We start from the raw sequence: 18,264 nt of genomic DNA, 5'->3' as shown, positions 1-18,264 counted from the left end.
TTTTATATAATTTGAGTCGGCCTGAGTCGACAGTTATTATAAATTCTTTTGTTTGATCTGCTCAATAATGTGATCAGAAGCTCTCCATGAAAGGGCAAGAATAGTCCATGTCGGATTTTTATCTGCCTGCGAAACAAATGAGCCACCATCAACCACATATACATTTTTCGCGTCATGAGCCTGCGAAAATTTGTTTAAAGCAGAGGTCTTTTTATCATCACCCATACGGACTGTACCCACTTCGTGAATGATACGGCCGGGAGCTGCAATACCATAATTTGTATCCGCGCCAGGTTTTGTTCCCATCGCAACACCGCCCAGGGCATGGATCATTTCTTCAAATGTATCATGCATGTGTTTGGCCTGCTTGATTTCGTAATCCGTCCAGTTATAGTTGAAACGAAGAACCGGAATTCCGTACTTGTCAACCACATTAGGGTCAATTTCACAGTAGTTATTGATATTTGGAACGGCTTCACCACGACCAGCCATGCCAACATAAGCACCATAGAAACGACGGTAATCTTCTTTTAGTGAAGCCCCGTAACCTCCCGCAGGTTTCGTTGTTCCATTTGCAGTTGGGTATTTCCCGTTCATACCTTCAATGCCAGAGCCAAAACCATAACTTGGCATACCCATTCCTCCACCATATTCAATATGGTAACCTCTTGGGAAATCGAGTTTTTTATTATCGAGCCACCATGGCGTATACACGTGCATACCGCCAACGCCGTCTTCGTTATAACGTTTACGATCCATCAAATGAGGAAGAAACGCGCTTCTTGAAGCACCTGTGGAATCGTGAAGATATTTTCCAACGACACCACTTGAATTGGCTAAACCACCTTCATGTCTGTCTGATTTTGAATTCAAAAGTAAACGTGCAGATTCTCCTGCGCTGGCAGCCAAAACAACGACTTTTGCTTTTATCGTATGTTCAGTCAATTTATTACGATCAACATAAGAAACGCCTGTCGCCAATCCTGTTGAAGGATCTGTCAGAATTTCCCGGGCCATGGCATTATTTATCAGCGTAACATTTCCCGTTTTCATCGCTGGAATAACCAGTACTGATGAAGCAGAGAAATCCGCATAAGCCTGACACGACCGGCTGCACTGGCTGCAATAAAAACAAACCCCGCGCTGGTCATTGATTGGTTTTGTAAGGATCGAAAGCCTGGATGGAATTACCGGGATATTGGCAGCCTTTCCAGCTTTTTTAAGAAAAAGTTCGTGCAAGCGAGGAGCAGGAGGTGGAAGGAAAATTCCGTCCGGCTCGTTATGCATATTTTCTACTGTACCAAAAACACCGATTAATTTATCAACTTGATCGTAATATGGTTTTACATCATCATATCCGATCGGCCAGTCGTCACCAAGACCATCTATGCTATGACGTTTAAAGTCATTTGGTCCGAAACGAAGCGAAATCCGACCCCAGTGATTGGTACGTCCACCTAACATACGGGACCGGAACCAGTCAAATTTTGTACCGTTTTTATGTGTGTAAGGCTCTCCGTCCAATTCCCAGCCTCCCCAGGCAGCGTCAAAATCACCAAAAGGACGGGTTGTACTTGCGCCACGGCGAGGAGATTCCCAAGGCCATTTTAATTGCGTAATATATTTAGGATCAGCCGGATCGAAATATCCGCCTGCTTCCAGAAGAGCAACTTTTGCACCTGCCTTCGCGAGCTGATAAGCAGCCATTCCTCCTCCTGCTCCTGAGCCTATAATGCAGACATCAAAAACAGCAGGTTGTTCTTTAATTTGGAACATAGTCAAGGTTTGATTTAGAAAATACTATTTAATCAATAAATATAAACATGGAAAAGATAACCGCGCCCGTTAAAAGCTATTTTAGAGGTAATTTAAAACGAATCTAAACGGTTTGCCGGCAAACCGTAATATTACTGTTTTTTAATGCAAAAACGATTTTGCAAATGTTAACAAGTGTTATACTGTTAAAAATAATAATACTTGAATCGGATCAATTCAGACCTCATAAATGTGTATTAAAAACGATTTTAATACATTTGTATTCTAAAAAACATTAATTACATTTTGGCTAACATTGGGAAAGACATTCGTCTTGCAAAAGAATTTTTACAAAAAGGGCAGCTGGTAGGAATTCCTACCGAAACGGTTTACGGTTTGGCGGGAAATGCGCTGGATGAAAGCGCAGTGTTATCAATTTTTGAAGTAAAAAACCGACCATCTTTTGATCCGTTAATTGTACATACCGATTCGGTTGAAAAACTTTCCGGACTGGTTTCCGACATTCCTGATGCAGCTTACCTTTTAACACAAAAGTTCTGGCCGGGACCTTTAACCTTATTATTGCCAAAAAAAACTTCCGTTCCTGATCTGGTAACCTCCGGGCTTGATACGGTTGCTGTCAGAATTCCGGACCACCCGTTGACGCTGGAATTACTCCGGTCGCTTGATTTTCCTCTGGCGGCGCCGAGTGCGAATCCTTTCGGTTATATCAGTCCGACAAATCCTCAACATGTTGATCAGCAGCTTGGTGAGAAAATACCTTATATACTTAATGGCGGAGAGTGCGGCATCGGTATCGAATCTACGATTATAGGTTTTGTGGAAGGAATTCCAACTATTTACAGATTAGGCGGATTGGCTATTGAAGAAATTGAAAGTGTGGTAGGAGAGGTAATTTTGATGGCTCATTCATCTTCAAATCCACAGGCCCCTGGCATGTTGAAAAGTCATTATGCGCCAAAGAAACCTTTCTATTTAACTGAAAGAAGCAGATTCCCAATTCATGAAGATGGTTTTGGTTACCTTCTTTTTGATCAATACATTGATGGAGTGGATGAAAAATACCAAAGAATTTTAAGTCCGGGCGGTAATTTAAAAGAAGCGGCACATAATTTATTTGCCTTTTTAAGAGAACTGGATGCACAAACATTGAGCCAGATCTGGGCTGAACCTGTTCCTGCAATTGATCTGGGAAGAGCAATAAATGATCGTTTGAAACGAGCGGCAGCGGAAGATTAAGTTACCTTGCTTATTTGAAAAAATAAGTGTGAAAATTCATCAAAAATACTTCGTCCGTAGCACGTGTTATCGCAGTATACAACCAGCGTATAAATTCATTATTAATCTGTTCTTCGGGCAAGTAACCCTGGTCAATAAAAACAGCACTCCATTGTCCTCCTTGTGCTTTGTGGCAGGTTAAAGCGTAGGAAAATTTAACCTGCAACGCGTTCAGGTAGGGATCCTTTCGCAGTGCCTCTGACCGTTCTTTTTTAGATTTAATGTGAAAATAATCTTCCAGAACACTGTCATACAGTTTCCTGTTATCTTCGGATGATAGCGAAGGAGCGGCAGAATGAAGAGTATCCATCATTATTTTGGCATCAAATTCTGGTTGTTTTTCGTAATCTGTCAGGCGTAAAACGACGTCTGCAAAACGAAATCCATGAATTTCCTGCGTTTTTTTTATCTTCAACAATTCGACAAAATCTCCGTTTGCAATGAAACCAGCGGGGGAATCTTCATCCAAAACTGAATAATTATTCCTGACAACCATCAGCCTGTCGCCGGCATCAAGCTCTTCCTCCGAGAAATTTATGGAACGGCGGATATATTCATTATACTGCACAGCCGACTTGTTGGAACGCGTCAGGATTATCGTATTTTCTTGTCCGTATTTATCAAAAGCATAACGCAATCCTTCTTCAAGTCTTTCACCTGTCATACGGAAAGTGTCGCGGTAAGATTTTGTGATGATGTTGACAGTTGGCTTTTCTTCGCGCAGCTGGTCACGCAGTTCTGTTGCATTAAATAATATTCCTGATTGCTCATCCTGGCGCATTACTTCGGTTAGTTCTTCTTCAAAAACTGACATGTAAAAGTTCTTTTCAAGATAGAGTTTATCCAGAGCCGGACTTAATTCCTTCCCAACTGGCGGAAGCTGGGCCACATCACCGATCAGCATTAATTTATTTCCGGGGTTTTCGAAAACAAATTCGATCAGGTCTGCAAGCAGACTGCGGTTACCATATTCTGCGTCATCACTGATCATAGACGCTTCATCGATGATGAAAAGCGTATTGTCATGATAATTTTTTTGTCTTTGAAAAGTCAGGCTGCCAGAAAATGCATCGGAGGTTTGCTTGTATATTTTCTTATGGATCGTCAGCGCGATTTTCTCCGAATAATTTGACATGACCTTTGCAGCACGACCCGTCGGCGCAAGTAAAACAGATTTGTAGCCAAAATTTTTCAGCACTTTTATGAGCGTGCTAATAATTGTCGTTTTTCCTGTACCTGCATATCCTTTTAATAAAAAGCAGTCACGGTATCTTTCCAGGCCACTTTCTTCAATTAAGAAATCATCCGTCCTTGCAAAAAAACGAAGCTGACCTTTGGTAGGCTTGAAAGGAAATTTTTTAACTAAACTTTGTGACGGTAATAATCGGCCTGATTCCATAGATACGAAACTACTGGATGAAATTCAATAATCAAAGTCGACATACAGTAACAAAAATAAACCTTGATTTAATTGCACTTTTTCATAGTATTTCATATATTAGTTTTCGAGTTTATTCATAAACCATAACCGGAACGTCCATGCAAGTATACCAAGTGCTCGCCAACAAGTCTATTGACGCTATTTTCTCTATCACAAAAGAGACAACTGTTTTCCACGCCTTAGAGCTGATGGCCGAAAAAAACATCGGTGCTGTACTGGTTCTTGAAGACGGTGAATTGATCGGTATATTTTCCGAACGTGATTATGCCAGAAAAGTTATTCTGTTAGGCCGTGCATCACGTGATACACTGGTTGAAGAAGTTATGACCAATCGTGTAATTACGGTGGAGACGGATCAGAAAATTGAGGATTGTATGCAAATTATGTCAGATAAGCATATCCGCCATCTTCCTGTGAACAGGAAAGGTGAATTGGTGGGAATCATATCGATTAATGACATTGTTTCCGCGATTATCCGTGAACAGAAGGCTCACATCAAATCTCTGGAAGGTTACATTTCCGGAACGCCTTATGCCTGATATCTCATAAAAAATAACTACTTTTTGTAAGTCTCTGTTGGTCAGTTAATCAGACCAGCAGAGATTTTTTGTATCAAATAAAATGAATAACTTGTCATTTTTGACGGGGTGGCTATCTTTGTCCCCTTCCTAAAATATCAGCTTTGGACGCAGGAAAAAATGAACTTATTGGGTTGTATGGAAGTCGGCTGCGGATAAGAGTATGCGGGATCTGTGTTGATAGCGAAAAGATTTTAATGATCCGGCATAGGTTTGTAGGAAATGAAAACATATTCTGGAGTCCGCCGGGCGGGGGGATGCAATTTGGAGAAAGCGCAGCGGAAACCTTAAAAAGAGAATTTCAGGAAGAGACAGGTTTGATTGTGGAAGCGGGTGAAATGCTTTTTGTGAATGAATTTATTCAGCCTCCATTACATGCTGTTGAGCTTTTTTTTAAGATTAAATTTTTCGCTGGTCAGGTTATAAAAGGCATAGATCCGGAATTTTCTGAGGAAAACCAGATTATTCGTGAAGTTCGTTTTATGTCAATCGAAGAAATTAAGCTGCTTCCTGTTGATCATGTTCACAATTTATTTCAAAATTGCGATACGATTGATGAAGTTCTGTCGCTCAGGGGTTATCATGGAGCAGGGAGCGGACTTAGTGTTAGTTAAATTACAAATACTTTAAAAATATATTGTGGCACAAATTGAGAACCAGGCAATTGAAGTAATTCCTACACTTTTGGTAGGAGACAATTCATTTGATGCAGATGCAATACCGTTTTGTACGTTATGCATTGAAGTGGACGACAGGCGCATACGCTTTTGTATCGTCAGGGATGAGAAAATGGAATGCATCTGGCTGGAAGATTATAATTTTGACGTCGTTTTAAGTCAGGAAGAGGTTTTTGACCGGTTGAAAAAAATCTTTACCGGGCATTTACTTTGGTCTTCAAATCATTGGAAAAATGTCAGAATTGCGATCAACTCGCACGCATTCAGTTTGATACCGAGTTTGATTTTTGAAAAAGATTCTGCTCCAAGTTATCTTGAATTTGCCCTTGGACATCCTGTCAGTGACGATGAAAGAGTGCTTTATCATGAATTGCCACTTGTACATGCCAAAAATGTTTTCAGCATTCCAAAAGTTTGGTATAACTGGATGGTTACTCATTTTGAATCATCAGATCTGTCATTTTATCATCTGACCAGTCCTTTGATTATAGGCGCTTTGGTAAGCCACGCAGAACATCAGGAGATAAAGGTGGTTTCTGTATTTCTTGAAAAGGGATATTTTACGCTTGTGGTAACAGAAAGCGAACAGCTCATTTTGTGTAATCGCTTCAAATTCTCTCAGCCTCAGGAATTGGCCTATATCATTTTATTTGCTTTGAATGAACTGAATTTTTCTCCGGAAGAAATGAAGGTTTTGTGTTATGGTGAAGTAAGTCCGTTGTCAGATAACTACATGGAGCTGGGACGTTTCTTTCCAAATATTCAGATTGGAACCGGTCCGACAACGTTGCGTTACAGCACGCATTGCGGGGATATTCCCGGGCATCGTTATTTTGGATTGTTCAATACTTATCTGGTATCTTCTTAAAAAGCCGTCGGAATTCTTAGTTAGAAATTAATTAAGATTGCCTGATATAATGTTTCATCCTGCTTATTTCAGTATAATCGCATCTAAATTCAAGATGTCCCCCTTTTTTATTTGAATCTATGAAGCGAATAGCACTATTTCCGGGGTCTTTTGATCCGTTTACAAAAGGTCACGAGGATATCATTTTACGTGGGCTGAGGCTTTTTGACGAAGTAGTGGTTGGTATTGGAAATAATTCCAGTAAGCAACGCTACTTTCCGCTTGATGTGATGAAGGAGCTTATTGAAAAGACTTTTGAAAAAGAAGAAAATGTCAGCGTAATCACATACAATGATCTTACGGCGCGGGTTGCAAGAGAAATAGGAGCGAAGTTTTTGTTACGTGGATTGAGGAACACGACAGATTTTGAATATGAAAATGGTATAGCCCAGGTAAACCGTTTTGTTTATGAAGAAATAGAAACGGTTTTTTTAATTACATCTCCAAATCTGGCTCCGATAAGTTCCAGTATTATCAGAGATCTTCACCGATACGGACAGGCAGTTGACGATTTTTTGCCCTATTCACTATCAGAACTAAATAAATTGAGAGAGGAAAAAAGTTAATTTCTATGAAAAGAAAAAGTCCCTGATAAATAAGTTTAATCTTGCTTTATCAGGGATTTTTTATTGTTAACGCATTTACAATTTTTCTGCGGCTTTTATTTCTTTTGCAATTTTGGGTCTGACAGGATCATATTTAACAAAAATATTAATCCAGATTAACCGGGCAAGCCTGAACATGACGGGTATGAGAATGACGTAGGATATCAACAGTCCGGCCAGCACGTAATTCATGTCATAATCAAGGATCACTACAAAACCTACAAAAACGGTGACCATCAACGCTGTTGACAGCGCGTAACTCACATACATGGAACCGATGTAAAATCCCGGCTCCCTCGTAAATGATTCTTTACAATAAGCGCATTCGTCATTGAGTTTGTCAAACTTCTTTAAATTATAAGGATTATTAGTTTTAAAGAAGGCACCGGTCTGACATCTTGGGCAGGTGTTGGTGAAAATACTGTATAATTTGGTTCCCTTTAACATGGAATTTCGGACTTTTGAATAATGAAAAACTGAGGTATAAAAATCTATACCCCAGCTTCATTTATTGCTCTTTGAGATTCTGAATTTTCTTTAAACTGTCAACTACATAACGAATTGAACTGAATGAATTAATCAGAATCGACTTAGCTTCCGTAGGTGAATACCATTCCAGTTTTTCAATTTGCTCTTCCGCCTGAGGCTGCATATTGGAGTCGTCAAGACAATCAAAAAGATACCATTTTGTCCTTTTCAATATCCGGTTGTTATTCATTGTGTAGGTATGCCATGTGGTACAAATTTTATCACGTACCAACGCTTTTACGCCTGTCTCCTCCTCAATTTCACGTACAGCGGCTTTTTTGGAGTTCTCTCCCTTATCTAATTTCCCTTTTGGTAAATCCCATTTTTTACGTCGAAACATGAAAAGCCATTTGTCTCCTTTCACGACCACACCACCTGCGGCTTTGATGACTTTATACATACTTTTAACCTTATCTTCCACTTCCGCCTTCTCGCGGGTCGCCAGCGTAACAGACAACATTTCTTTTGGAAGTTCTTTTTCAAGTAAGCTAATGGCCTGAATAGCAGACGTTGACGTCACGTTCAGGAAAAGTACATGCCCGGTAAACATACTCTTTTGCAGCTTCTCCAGTCTAAGATCAACGATATGGTCAAAGGCTGATGTTTCGGCTGTGGTTAATTCATTTGTCCGTACTATTCGGAAGGGACGGTCGTCGAAAAAAATAATCATTTGTTATAGGTACGGATGTCGATCAGCAAAATTAAGTAAAGAGTTTAGTTTAGACAGTGATTATTATTGATAAATTTGCAGTAATAATAAATAATAATTTCTTGGAACTCCTAATCATATTACTTTTAGTGCTTCTCAATGGTATTTTTTCCATGTCTGAGATAGCACTGGTATCCTCCAGAAAATCCCGCCTCGAATCAGCCGCGCGCAATGGCGATTCCAGTGCCAAGGCTGCTTTAAACTTAGCCAATTCACCAACGAGATTTCTTTCAACGGTTCAGATCGGGATTACATTGATCGGACTTTTGACGGGTATGTATAGCGGTGATAACATCACCGCCGATTTTGAAAAAATGATCGCAACCATACCTGCTCTTCTGCCTTATAGCCATACGCTGGCCGTCGGGACAGTACTGGTTGTCATCACTTATTTGTCTCTGGTTCTGGGAGAGCTGGTTCCCAAGAGAATCGGTATGGCAAATCCCGAGGCGATTTCTAAATTCATGGCGAGGCCGATGAATATCATTTCAGTGGCCACAGCTCCGTTTATTTCCCTGCTAGGTTTTTCCAGCGATCTGATTATCCGCTTGCTTAATATCAAACAAAGCGAAAATTCTGTAACTGAAGAAGAAATCAAGAGTCTGATCCAGGAAGGCACTACGGGTGGTGTTTTTGAAGAAATCGAACAGGAAATCGTTCATAATGTTTTTCAGCTGGGTGATAGAAAAATCACATCGCTGATGACTAACCGCCAGGAAATTGTCTGGCTTGATGTTGAGGATACGGTTGAAGAAAACAAAGCAAAAGTACTTGAATCGAGACATTCGGTGTATCCGGTTTGCCGGGATACAGTCGACGATGTTGTCGGATTAATTTATATAAAAGATTTGCTCGCAACAGATCTGGAAGTGCAGCTCGCCGATCTTACAGAAATTTTAAAAGATCCTGTCTATCTCCCTGAAAGTAACAGAGCCTATCAGGCACTGGAAAAATTCAAGGAACAGAAAGTGTATTTTGGGATTATTGTAGATGAATATGGCGGTTTACTAGGTGTTGTCACGATGCACGACATTATGGACGCGCTGGTTGGAAACATTTCCGAAGAAGATGAGGAAGATTCTGAAATTATCCAGCGAGAGGATGGAAGTTATCTGATCGATGCGCAATTGCCTTTTGATAATTTCATTCAGTATTTTGATCTGAATATGCAGGAATCTGAACGGAAGGAATTTGTCGGATTTAATACGTTGGGCGGATTTGTGCTTCATGTACTTGAAAATATCCCCAAGACCGGCGAAACTTTCAAATGGAAACATTTTGATTTTGAGGTGATTGACATGGATAAAAGCAGAATAGATAAATTATTGGTTACTAATAATAAGAAGGACGATTCAAAAGAATAAAATGGCAGAAGAAACTGAAATATCCCGCAGAGTTGCAGAATTACTTTTAGAAGCACAGGCAATCAAATTGAGCCCTGACAAACCGTTTCAGTGGAGTTCCGGATGGCTGTCCCCGATTTATTGTGATAATCGCGTAGCATTATCATTTCCGGATACGAGAACGTTTATTAAAAAGGCGTTAGCTGAAATGATCAGGTCTGAATATCCTGATGTGGATGCAATTGTCGGGGTAGCTACGGGTGGAATTGCCCAGGGAGCTTTGGTGGCTGATCTTCTGGAACTACCTTTTGCATATGTTCGTCCTGAACCAAAAAAACACGGAATGGGCAATCAGATCGAAGGCCGTCTGGAAAAAGGTCAGTCTGTGGTCATTGTTGAGGATTTAATTTCCACGGGCGGGAGTTCTTTAAAAGTAGTTGACGTTCTTCGTAATGCAGGTATAGAAGTGGCCGGAATGGTGGCAATTTTCACTTATGATTTTCAGCTTGCCGCAAATAATTTTGATGAAAAAGGTGTAAAACTAAGCGTAATCAGCAATTATAACGCTTTGATCGCCTCGGCGCTTGAACATGAATATATCACGATGGAACAGGTTGAAAGTCTGAGCCAATGGCGTGTACAACCCGATATTTGGGGAAAATAAAACTACAAATGAAAATCAAATGGCCTGAATGACTTGTCTGAGTCTTTCGGGCCTTTTGCTTTTCTGATGACTTTCCGCACAGTAAAAACCTGAAAGTTTCCGGGAAAATATTAATAGTTTAACATTGAATGTTTTCAATACATTATTATATTTCGGATAGCAAAATACCAACCCTTCCCTCTTCATAATCCTGTTGCATAGTTTGAATCCTTTTTAGTTTGTTAAATGATTGACGTTTCCTATCCCTATTTTGATACGAATTTAAGCTGGCTTTCCAATAATTTCAGACTTCTCCTGGAAGCGAACGATGATACTGTTCCGGTTCGTGAGCGACTGAAATTCATGGGACAATATGCCTATCAGATCGATGAATTTTTCAGAGTACGCATCCCCAATCTTCTTGCGATGGGGGAGGTTAGCAAGGATATCAGAACAAAACTTAATGTATATCCGGAGTCGCTTCTGGAACATGTTTATGAGACGGTTGATAACCAGCTCAGGGAATTTAATGAAATACTGCTATCCCGCATTTTACCATCATTAAATGATCAGGGCGTTCATCTTTATTACAAAGAATCATTTGCTGCCGAGCATTTATCATTTGTAAAAAAGTTTTTTATTGAGAAATTATTCCGCTATCTGCAACCCGTTTTTCTTGACGGAAGGCGGAATTCCAAAATATCATTTTTTGAATCAAAAGAGCTGTATCTTATCGTTCATCTGGTTTTTAAGGAAGATCAGGATGAGGATTGGTATGCGGTTGTAAATATTCCCACAGAACCATTCGGCCGTTTTATAGAAATGCCTGAATACGAGGGCAAGAAGTATGTTGCCTTTCTTGAAGACATTATCCGGGAGAATTTGCCGGTACTTTTTCCGGGTTATGAAATCATTGATTCTTATACTTTAAGAGCAGAGAAGGAGACTGAGCTTTCCATAGAAGACGAGTATCCGATGGTGATGGCCCAGCGGATTATCAGGCAGCTTGAAAAAAGAAATTTTATACAACCACTTCAATTTTTTCACGAGTCGGGTATGCCTTTGTATATCCGTGAATATCTGTCCAACCGGGCCGGAATGCTCATGAACGAATTTCATGAACGTGGAGATTATTTGCATATGCAGGATTTGCTGACATTTCCGGCCTTCTCCAAAAAACTTGATTATCCATATCAGCGATCCATTCTGAACAGTGAATTTGAAGAAACAGAATCCGTCTTTCAATCCATTCAGCGGGCAGACCAGCTTTTGCATTTACCTTATCATTCTTACAATCCGATAGTCAGGTTTTTCAATGAAGCTGCCATTGACCCTTATGTGAAGGAAATACACGTTTCTCTTTACAAAATAAGCGCAAATTCTTTTATTCTTAATTCCCTGATCAGCGCATCCCGCAACGGAAAAAAAGTGGTGACTTATGTTGAACTGAATGCTAAACTGGATATTCAGGAAAACATGCAGTGGTCAAAGAAAATGAGAGATGCCGGTGTTAGAATTATTTTCAGCGTTCCCGGATTGAAAGTACATGCAAAAATGGCTCTTATCAAACGCCGCGTACAGAAAGGGTGGGAGCGTTATGCATTTTTAGGTACGGGCGGTTTTTACCGGTTAACAAGCCGCGAATTTGTGGATCATGCATTGCTCACCAGCCACCGGGAACTCACCAATGAACTTGAATTACTATTTGGATATCTGTATACACAGGATGAACCGAAGAAATATAAATACCTGCCTTTTAATTTCCTGCACGTTACACAATTTACAATTCAGAAAAAGCTGGTAGACCTGATCGACAGGGAAATAAAAAATTCTAATGCTGGTCTAAAATCATTTATAACCATTAAGCTCAATCAGATTCAAGACCATACACTGATTGACAAACTGTATCAGGCCAGCAAAGCGGGCGTAACGGTTCATGTAATCATCAGTGAAAGTTGCGGCGTCATTCCGGGGCTTCCATCAATCAGCGATAATATCACGGTCAGCAGGCATGTGGACCGCTATATGGAAAATACCCGCATTTTTCATTTTGGAAATCGCGGTAATGATGAAATTTATCTTTCTTCCTGCGACTGGACTTACAGGAATTTGCACAGGCGGATCGATGTCTGTTTTCCAATTCTGGATGAATCATTAAAAAGTCAGATGCGGCAGGTTCTGAAAAATTATGTTAATGATAATCAGAAGGCGGTCAGATTGGATATGTACCAGAATAATCTGCGAATTCCTTACGATTCCAGCATGCCAAAAGTCCGTGCACAGGAAGCCAACTATCGTCTGGCTGAGCGTCTTGAAAGAAATATCAGTATTCGTAAATCTGAATAATTTATTTTAAATTTATTAAAAAAATTACCCTCCTGCATATAATCTCATATAGCCGTTTCTGAATTCGTAAGGCTATTATTTTGAAAAGAATACCTTCCGGGTATCATTAAGTTTTAACTTAACAGGGTTAAATTCTCTGGTTATGTAAAAACTATATGACTATATTTGAAAGGATGTCACTGTCTCTCAATCAATAAACAGAATTACGCAATATGGGAATAGTAGAGCGAAGAGAACGACTGAGAAATCAGGTTCGGTCCGATATCGTTAAAACAGCCAAAGAAATTGCCCGCGAAGATGGGTGGACTGCCGTTTCGATTCGAAAAATCGCTGAGGTTATTGAATATAGCCCGCCTATTTTATATGAATACTTCGAAAGCAAGGATAAATTACTGGAAGCAATCCGTGTTGAAGGATTTGATTTTCTTCAGGCAGAATTTGTTAAGATAAAAAGTCATTTCAGAAATCCTGAAAAGCAGCTATCGGAAGTGGCAAGATGCATCTGGGTTTTTTCTGTTGAAAATCCTGAGATTTTCCAGGTTATGTTTAATCTGGAAGGAGCGTATTGTGATTCAAAACGGGTATATTCCCATGCCATGAATATCCGGGATAATCCGGTTTGGGAAATGATTGCTGTTTTACGCCCGAAGTCAGGAGAAATGGTGACCAAGACCTATTATGAATGGTGGTGTCTTACTTATGGATTTATATCAATTACCATGACAACCCAGCCACGTTACGCTTTCGCTCAGGCGGAACCGATTTACATGGAAGGTGTCAGAAGGTTTATAAAAAGTATTATGTAGCAGAACTGGTCTGGCGTACTTCTATTTTGCTTTGGTGATATACCTGAGAATATGGAGGTACGCTGCGAACCAGCCATGCATTCCCACCTATAATGGAATTATGACCAATAACAGTTTCTCCACCTAAAATCGTGGCATTAGCATAAACTACAACATGATCTTCAATCGTCGGGTGCCTCTTTTTGGAAGCCAGCGACTTTGAGACATGAGTTGCGCCAAGGGTAACGCCCTGATACAGCTTTACATGATTGCCTATAATGGTCGTCTCTCCAATGACGATTCCGGTACCATGATCAATAAAAAATGAATGTCCGATTTCAGCATTGGGATGAATGTCAATTCCAGTCTGGCTGTGTGCAAATTCTGTCAGCATTCGTGGTAACAACGGAATGCCTTCCTGAGCAAAACTATGGGCAATCCGATACGTTGCAATGGCTGTAAAACCAGGATAAAGCGCAATCACCTCTTCAATACTGACAGACGCAGGATCATTTTCTGTAATGGATTTAGCGTCCTGCAAAAGCATTTCATGAATATCCGGAATATGATCAAATACGGCATCCAGAATCTCTTCCCTGCTTCTTGCAAGCTGTGGAGTTAAAGGAGCCAGCATGCAATCCAACCGGTGTCTTAGCTCCAAAAAAGCTCCCTGCATGTCTTTCGCCTTATCATTTTGCTGACAATCCTGACTAATCGGAAACAAAAAATTGATCAGTTTCTGGATAAAAAGACCTGCATCGTGCCTGGATGGTAGTTTGTATTGAAAAGTAGTATTCTGCTCATTTAGTTTTTGAAAAAATAATTCCTGCTGGTGGTTGTTCATTATTCCTTATTTTTTTGATAACTTTTATCGTTAACGGCATTGTTTTTGTATTGATACAGAAGAAACACAAAAAGCCTTCGAAAGATTATAATTTTATTAATTCTTTTGAAATTCTTTGCTCAGACGTGTTTTATCTCTACATTCTATCGTATATAGAATAGAAGTTGTGAAGTTATAAATTCTTGGAGTAATCAGGAAAATTATGTTGCGTGTTAAAAAATTTCAGTCCACTTTTATTATTGTATTGTTAGCATTTGCCCTTACGTCGTGCTTTTCAAAATATCTGATTTCTGAAAAACAGGTTCGCCGTCATTATGCTAAAAAGGACATCCGTCCGGAAATCCGGATCATTAAAAATGATACATTATCTCTCTGCATAGCGAGCGTTGGTAACGATACACTTCCGATGTTGCTGCTGATTCACGGAGCGCCGGGTTCGCTGTGGGGATATATGAATTTAATGGATGATGAAGATCTTCAAAACCATTTTCACATCGTTTCTGTGGACAGAGTTGGTTATGGAAAATCACGTCTGAAAATGAAAAATAAACGGAAATATGTTACGTCCATTGAAACCCAGGCAAAAGCACTATTACCAGTTTTTGCCCTTAATCACTCCGATCAGAAAGTAACCGTACTGGGAAGATCTTATGGAGCCCCGATTGCCGCAAAAATGGTTTCACTGGTTCCTGACAAGGTAAAAGAGTTAATTATGGTATCTCCGGTGATTGATCCGGATAAAGAAAAGTTCTACTGGTTTTCAAAATGGGGGAGAAATGCATTGGTACAGCTGTTCTTGCCAGGCGATTTCAATACGGCTACTGCTGAGAAATATTCTCATTCGGATGAGCTTAAAAAGCTGTTGCCCGTATGGCAAAATCTGCATATTCCAACTACCGTTATCCAGGGTGGAAATGACTGGATAGCAGATCCTTCCAATCTTGATTTTGCCAGAAAACATATTAAAAGTAAAAGATCTCAATACATTTTTCTTAACAATGCCGGTCATATGATCACATTCACGCATCTGGAAATGATTAAGGAAATGCTTTTACGCAGTCAGCTTTTTAAAGAAAAAGTTACCTCCGTTGATATGAATGACGAATAAAGCACAACACGTTTGGAAATTCAGATCTGGTCCCCAGAATCTGTTATAACATTTGTATCCCCCTCTCAGATATTAAGTGGCAATCGTTATATGAAAAAAGTGTCAGATACCTTCAGAACAGGTTTTAGCTTTGTTACAGAAAATAAAAAAATATTATCAAGGGGATTAATTGGCATAGTATGTATTTTGATGGCCGTCTGGTTTGTCAGACATGAAGAAGCGGAGGTCAGGAAGGTATATAGCTTAATTCAATCTGCTGCACCCATTTACATTTTCCTTGGATTGTTTGTAACTGTTGGATATATATTTCTGCAAGGAATTATGTATCAATTTTCTTTCAAGGCACTTGGTAAAAACATTGATCTCCTCACCCTTACAGAGTTATTTCTCAGAAGAAATTTCATAAGTGTATTTCTGCCAGCCGGAGGAATTTCTTCCCTGGCTTTTTTTACGTCAAAGACCGAAAAAAAGGGTGTTACCAAAACGGAAATACATCTTGCATCTTCCGTTTATGCAGTTTGTGGAATCGTATCTGTCTTTGTGATTGCGATCCCTGCCGGGATTTGGTTATTGTTTCAAAAATCAGTTTCAAACAATGAAATTTATGCATTTGGCGGTCTATTTGTCCTGGTTTTACTTCTCTATCTGGGCATTAAATCATTTATAGATCGCGGCAGATTTTATAATTTGCTTTTAAAATATCAACCCGACCTTGAAGTTGTAATGGAACAAATGTCTGATGGACGTTTTTCTATCTTAGCCATAATTAATTGTCTTCTTTTTTCAGTGCTTATTGATCTGGCCGGGATACTTCATCTGTATATCGCCTTTTTTGCCTTACATGTTACTGCTCCGTTTGAAGCTGCTTTCATGGGGTATCTGGTGGCAACTATTTTTCTTATTCTATCACCATTTCTGAGAGGAATAGGTGCTATTGAGCTGTCTCTGAGTGTACTTTTGGTGCAATATGGTATGGATAGTGTAGCGGCTATTTCGGTAACTATGATCTATCGTTTCTTTGAATTCTGGGCACCTTTGTTGGCGGGAATACTTACTTTTTTATTTAAAAGAAACAATTTAATTCTAAGGATTCTGCCGGCCTTTCTGATATTAATTCTTGGAATCGTGGATATTGTTTCGGTTTTAACGCCGTCAATTGCTTCGCGTGTTCAGGAATTGCAGGGATTTATTCCTTTAAATCTGATAGCGGTATCAAATTATTTCGTTCTGCTGACAGGTGTCGTTTTGGTTCTCATGTCGGTCTTCCTGCTTAAAGGTTATCGTACGGCTTACTATTTTTCCATTGGCTTATCTATTCTGTCACTTGTCGGGCACCTTACCAAGGGTATCGATTATGAAGAATCATTAACTGCTGCTTTTGTTGTCCTGGTCCTGCTTTTTACAAGCCGCCAGTATTTCAGAAAGGGAAATAAACGATTTCAGTTATTCGGTTTGCGGACGGTTCTGGCCGCCATTGGAGCTGTTTTGGTATACGGAATTATTGGTTTTTATTTTCTTGACAAAATTCACTTCAATATAGATTTTTCATTTCCTGCCTCAATAAAAAATACACTGTTATATTTTGCCATGATCGGAAATGATCTGGATCCGCAAACAATTTTCGGTCGCGACTTTTTGTATTCCCTTAATGTCCTTGGCGGCCTTTGTATTGCTTTTCTGGTTTACACCGGAATTCGTCCATTGATTTTTAAACCGGAAATGGAGGAGGAGCGTTGGGATAAAGCAAAACTATTGGTAGAAAAATTTGGAGATTCATCCCTTGATTATTTCAAAACCTATCACGACAAACTTTTATATTTTGGAAAAGAAACTGAGGGATTTATCTCATACAGGGTCGGCAGCGGTTTTGCCGTTGTTCTGGAAAAACCTGTTTGTGCCAATGAAAACGATATGCGTTTGGTTATAAAAGAATTCGATCAGTTTTGTCGGGAAAATGATTTAGAATGTACCTATTACCGCTGTGATCAGGAGGTTTTGCCAATATTTCATTCATTAAATAAAAATTCACTGATTATTGGGCAGGAAGCCATTGTGAATTTAAAAACATTCTCATTGGACGGAGGCGATAAGAAGTCCCTTCGAAACGCAGTTAAAAATATTGCGAACAAAGGTTTTTCGGCAAAGATTTACGCAGCTCCTGTAAAAGATGGTGTTTTACAACGTTTGAAAGCAGTAAGTGATGAATGGATTGAAACAACCGGATATACCGAAATGGTTTTTTCCCAGGGAATTTTCGATAAAGATGAATTAAAACAACAGACAATTATCACGCTTGAAAACGAAGATGAAAAAATCATTGGCTTTGCTAATGTTATTCCGGATTATGTGAAAGGTGAAGGAACATATGACCTCATTCGCAAGACAAAAGATGCTCCAGGGACTACTTTGGACGCTATGATGATTGAGATTATAACATATTTTCAATCGAAAAATTTTGACTATCTGAATATCGGTATGGTACCGCTTTCGGGTGCCGAGGAAAACAAGGACATTACGGAAAGAGCCATCAAGTTTGCATATCAGAATGTGAAGCAGTTCGGTTATTATAAGTCGCTTCGTGATTATAAAAGCAAATTTTCTCCTGAATGGAAAAGTAAATATTTGATTTACGACGATGCCTATGCGTTAATCCGAATTCCGGCGGCGTTGAATAAGGTTGTAAAAATGAAGTAGCC

General features: G+C 39.6%; 16 protein-coding genes. 11 read left to right on the top strand and 5 right to left on the bottom strand.

Translation table 11 applies throughout. From position 1 onward, the window contains the following. Positions 1-36: 36 nt before the first annotated feature. Positions 37-1,776, bottom strand: a complete 1,740-nt coding sequence (locus LXL81_RS08125; RefSeq protein ID WP_234646227.1) for a GMC family oxidoreductase — start codon at positions 1,774-1,776, stop codon at positions 37-39. A gap of 285 nt (positions 1,777-2,061) precedes the next feature. On the opposite strand from LXL81_RS08125, the gene LXL81_RS08120 reads away from it, so the two are divergent. Continuing rightward, complete coding sequence (locus LXL81_RS08120; RefSeq protein WP_234646226.1) at positions 2,062-3,015, top strand: L-threonylcarbamoyladenylate synthase; 954 nt, start codon at positions 2,062-2,064, stop codon at positions 3,013-3,015. A 10-nt stretch (positions 3,016-3,025) separates the two neighbouring features. Here the strand turns inward: LXL81_RS08120 and LXL81_RS08115 are convergent, their stop codons facing one another. After that, complete coding sequence (locus tag LXL81_RS08115; protein WP_234646225.1) at positions 3,026-4,453, bottom strand: ATP-dependent RecD-like DNA helicase; 1,428 nt, start codon at positions 4,451-4,453, stop codon at positions 3,026-3,028. Positions 4,454-4,593: 140 nt separating this feature from the next. On the opposite strand from LXL81_RS08115, the gene LXL81_RS08110 reads away from it, so the two are divergent. The 4 genes from LXL81_RS08110 (at position 4,594) to coaD (ending at position 7,223) form a co-directional block, all read left to right on the top strand. Then, complete coding sequence (locus tag LXL81_RS08110) at positions 4,594-5,034, top strand: CBS domain-containing protein (protein WP_234646224.1); 441 nt, start codon at positions 4,594-4,596, stop codon at positions 5,032-5,034. Between the two features lie 143 nt (positions 5,035-5,177). Continuing rightward, complete coding sequence (locus LXL81_RS08105; protein ID WP_234646223.1) at positions 5,178-5,687, top strand: NUDIX hydrolase; 510 nt, start codon at positions 5,178-5,180, stop codon at positions 5,685-5,687. Positions 5,688-5,712: 25 nt separating this feature from the next. Further along, positions 5,713-6,618, top strand: coding sequence for a DUF3822 family protein (locus LXL81_RS08100; RefSeq protein ID WP_234646222.1), 906 nt, complete (start codon positions 5,713-5,715; stop codon positions 6,616-6,618). Positions 6,619-6,737: 119 nt separating this feature from the next. Then, the gene (gene coaD, locus LXL81_RS08095) at positions 6,738-7,223 is read left to right on the top strand and encodes a pantetheine-phosphate adenylyltransferase (RefSeq protein ID WP_234646221.1); all 486 of its coding nucleotides are present in this window, start codon (positions 6,738-6,740) and stop codon (positions 7,221-7,223) included. Between the two features lie 75 nt (positions 7,224-7,298). On the opposite strand, the gene LXL81_RS08090 is transcribed toward coaD, so the two are convergent. Next, on the bottom strand, positions 7,299-7,709 hold the full coding sequence (locus LXL81_RS08090) for a DUF983 domain-containing protein (RefSeq protein ID WP_234646220.1): 411 nt from the start codon (positions 7,707-7,709) through the stop codon (positions 7,299-7,301). 61 nt (positions 7,710-7,770) lie between these two features. Further along, positions 7,771-8,460 (bottom strand): NUDIX hydrolase, encoded by a 690-nt coding sequence (locus LXL81_RS08085; protein ID WP_234646219.1) that lies wholly within the window; start codon positions 8,458-8,460, stop codon positions 7,771-7,773. A 101-nt stretch (positions 8,461-8,561) separates the two neighbouring features. On the opposite strand from LXL81_RS08085, the gene LXL81_RS08080 reads away from it, so the two are divergent. The 4 genes from LXL81_RS08080 to LXL81_RS08065 all read left to right on the top strand — a co-directional run bounded on the left by LXL81_RS08080 (position 8,562) and on the right by LXL81_RS08065 (position 13,637). Beyond that, positions 8,562-9,863: a hemolysin family protein gene (locus tag LXL81_RS08080; protein WP_255713672.1), complete on the top strand. Its 1,302-nt coding sequence runs from the start codon at positions 8,562-8,564 to the stop codon at positions 9,861-9,863. A 1-nt stretch (position 9,864) separates the two neighbouring features. Then, complete coding sequence (pyrE, locus tag LXL81_RS08075; protein ID WP_234646217.1) at positions 9,865-10,506, top strand: orotate phosphoribosyltransferase; 642 nt, start codon at positions 9,865-9,867, stop codon at positions 10,504-10,506. Positions 10,507-10,731: 225 nt separating this feature from the next. Beyond that, positions 10,732-12,831, top strand: a complete 2,100-nt coding sequence (gene ppk1, locus LXL81_RS08070) for a polyphosphate kinase 1 (protein ID WP_234646216.1) — start codon at positions 10,732-10,734, stop codon at positions 12,829-12,831. Positions 12,832-13,043: 212 nt separating this feature from the next. Continuing rightward, positions 13,044-13,637, top strand: coding sequence for a TetR/AcrR family transcriptional regulator (locus tag LXL81_RS08065; RefSeq protein WP_234646215.1), 594 nt, complete (start codon positions 13,044-13,046; stop codon positions 13,635-13,637). On the opposite strand, the gene epsC is transcribed toward LXL81_RS08065, so the two are convergent. Beyond that, positions 13,630-14,460 carry a serine O-acetyltransferase EpsC gene (epsC, locus tag LXL81_RS08060; RefSeq protein WP_234646214.1) on the bottom strand — a complete coding sequence of 277 codons (831 nt, stop codon included), beginning with the start codon at positions 14,458-14,460 and terminating at the stop codon, positions 13,630-13,632. The genes LXL81_RS08065 and epsC overlap by 8 nt on opposite strands. 202 nt (positions 14,461-14,662) lie before the next feature. On the opposite strand from epsC, the gene LXL81_RS08055 reads away from it, so the two are divergent. Then, positions 14,663-15,568, top strand: coding sequence for an alpha/beta fold hydrolase (locus LXL81_RS08055; protein ID WP_234646213.1), 906 nt, complete (start codon positions 14,663-14,665; stop codon positions 15,566-15,568). Between the two features lie 90 nt (positions 15,569-15,658). Further along, a complete protein-coding gene (locus tag LXL81_RS08050; RefSeq protein WP_234646212.1) occupies positions 15,659-18,262 on the top strand; it encodes a phosphatidylglycerol lysyltransferase domain-containing protein in 2,604 nt (867 codons plus the stop codon). Positions 18,263-18,264 lie beyond the last annotated feature (2 nt).

This window comes from Dyadobacter sp. CY356, from assembly GCF_021440195.1.
Taxonomy (GTDB): Bacteria; Bacteroidota; Bacteroidia; order Cytophagales; family Spirosomataceae; genus Dyadobacter.
The sequence above is the reverse complement of the archived record's forward strand: the minus strand, read 5'-3'. Positions and strand labels throughout refer to the sequence as shown.

What these genes read in the sequence shown, in the direction of transcription:
- LXL81_RS08125 (WP_234646227.1), bottom strand. Translation starts at nt 1,776, where the DNA reads ATGTTCCAAATTAAAGAACAACCTGCTGTTTTTGATGTCTGCATTATA.
- LXL81_RS08110 (WP_234646224.1), top strand. Translation starts at nt 4,594, where the DNA reads ATGCAAGTATACCAAGTGCTCGCCAACAAGTCTATTGACGCTATTTTC.
- LXL81_RS08085 (WP_234646219.1), bottom strand. Translation starts at nt 8,460, where the DNA reads ATGATTATTTTTTTCGACGACCGTCCCTTCCGAATAGTACGGACAAAT.
- LXL81_RS08055 (WP_234646213.1), top strand. Translation starts at nt 14,663, where the DNA reads ATGTTGCGTGTTAAAAAATTTCAGTCCACTTTTATTATTGTATTGTTA.
- pyrE (WP_234646217.1), top strand. Translation starts at nt 9,865, where the DNA reads ATGGCAGAAGAAACTGAAATATCCCGCAGAGTTGCAGAATTACTTTTA.
- LXL81_RS08065 (WP_234646215.1), top strand. Translation starts at nt 13,044, where the DNA reads ATGGGAATAGTAGAGCGAAGAGAACGACTGAGAAATCAGGTTCGGTCC.
- coaD (WP_234646221.1), top strand. Translation starts at nt 6,738, where the DNA reads ATGAAGCGAATAGCACTATTTCCGGGGTCTTTTGATCCGTTTACAAAA.
- LXL81_RS08090 (WP_234646220.1), bottom strand. Translation starts at nt 7,709, where the DNA reads ATGTTAAAGGGAACCAAATTATACAGTATTTTCACCAACACCTGCCCA.
- LXL81_RS08115 (WP_234646225.1), bottom strand. Translation starts at nt 4,453, where the DNA reads ATGGAATCAGGCCGATTATTACCGTCACAAAGTTTAGTTAAAAAATTT.
- ppk1 (WP_234646216.1), top strand. Translation starts at nt 10,732, where the DNA reads ATGATTGACGTTTCCTATCCCTATTTTGATACGAATTTAAGCTGGCTT.
- LXL81_RS08050 (WP_234646212.1), top strand. Translation starts at nt 15,659, where the DNA reads ATGAAAAAAGTGTCAGATACCTTCAGAACAGGTTTTAGCTTTGTTACA.
- epsC (WP_234646214.1), bottom strand. Translation starts at nt 14,460, where the DNA reads ATGAACAACCACCAGCAGGAATTATTTTTTCAAAAACTAAATGAGCAG.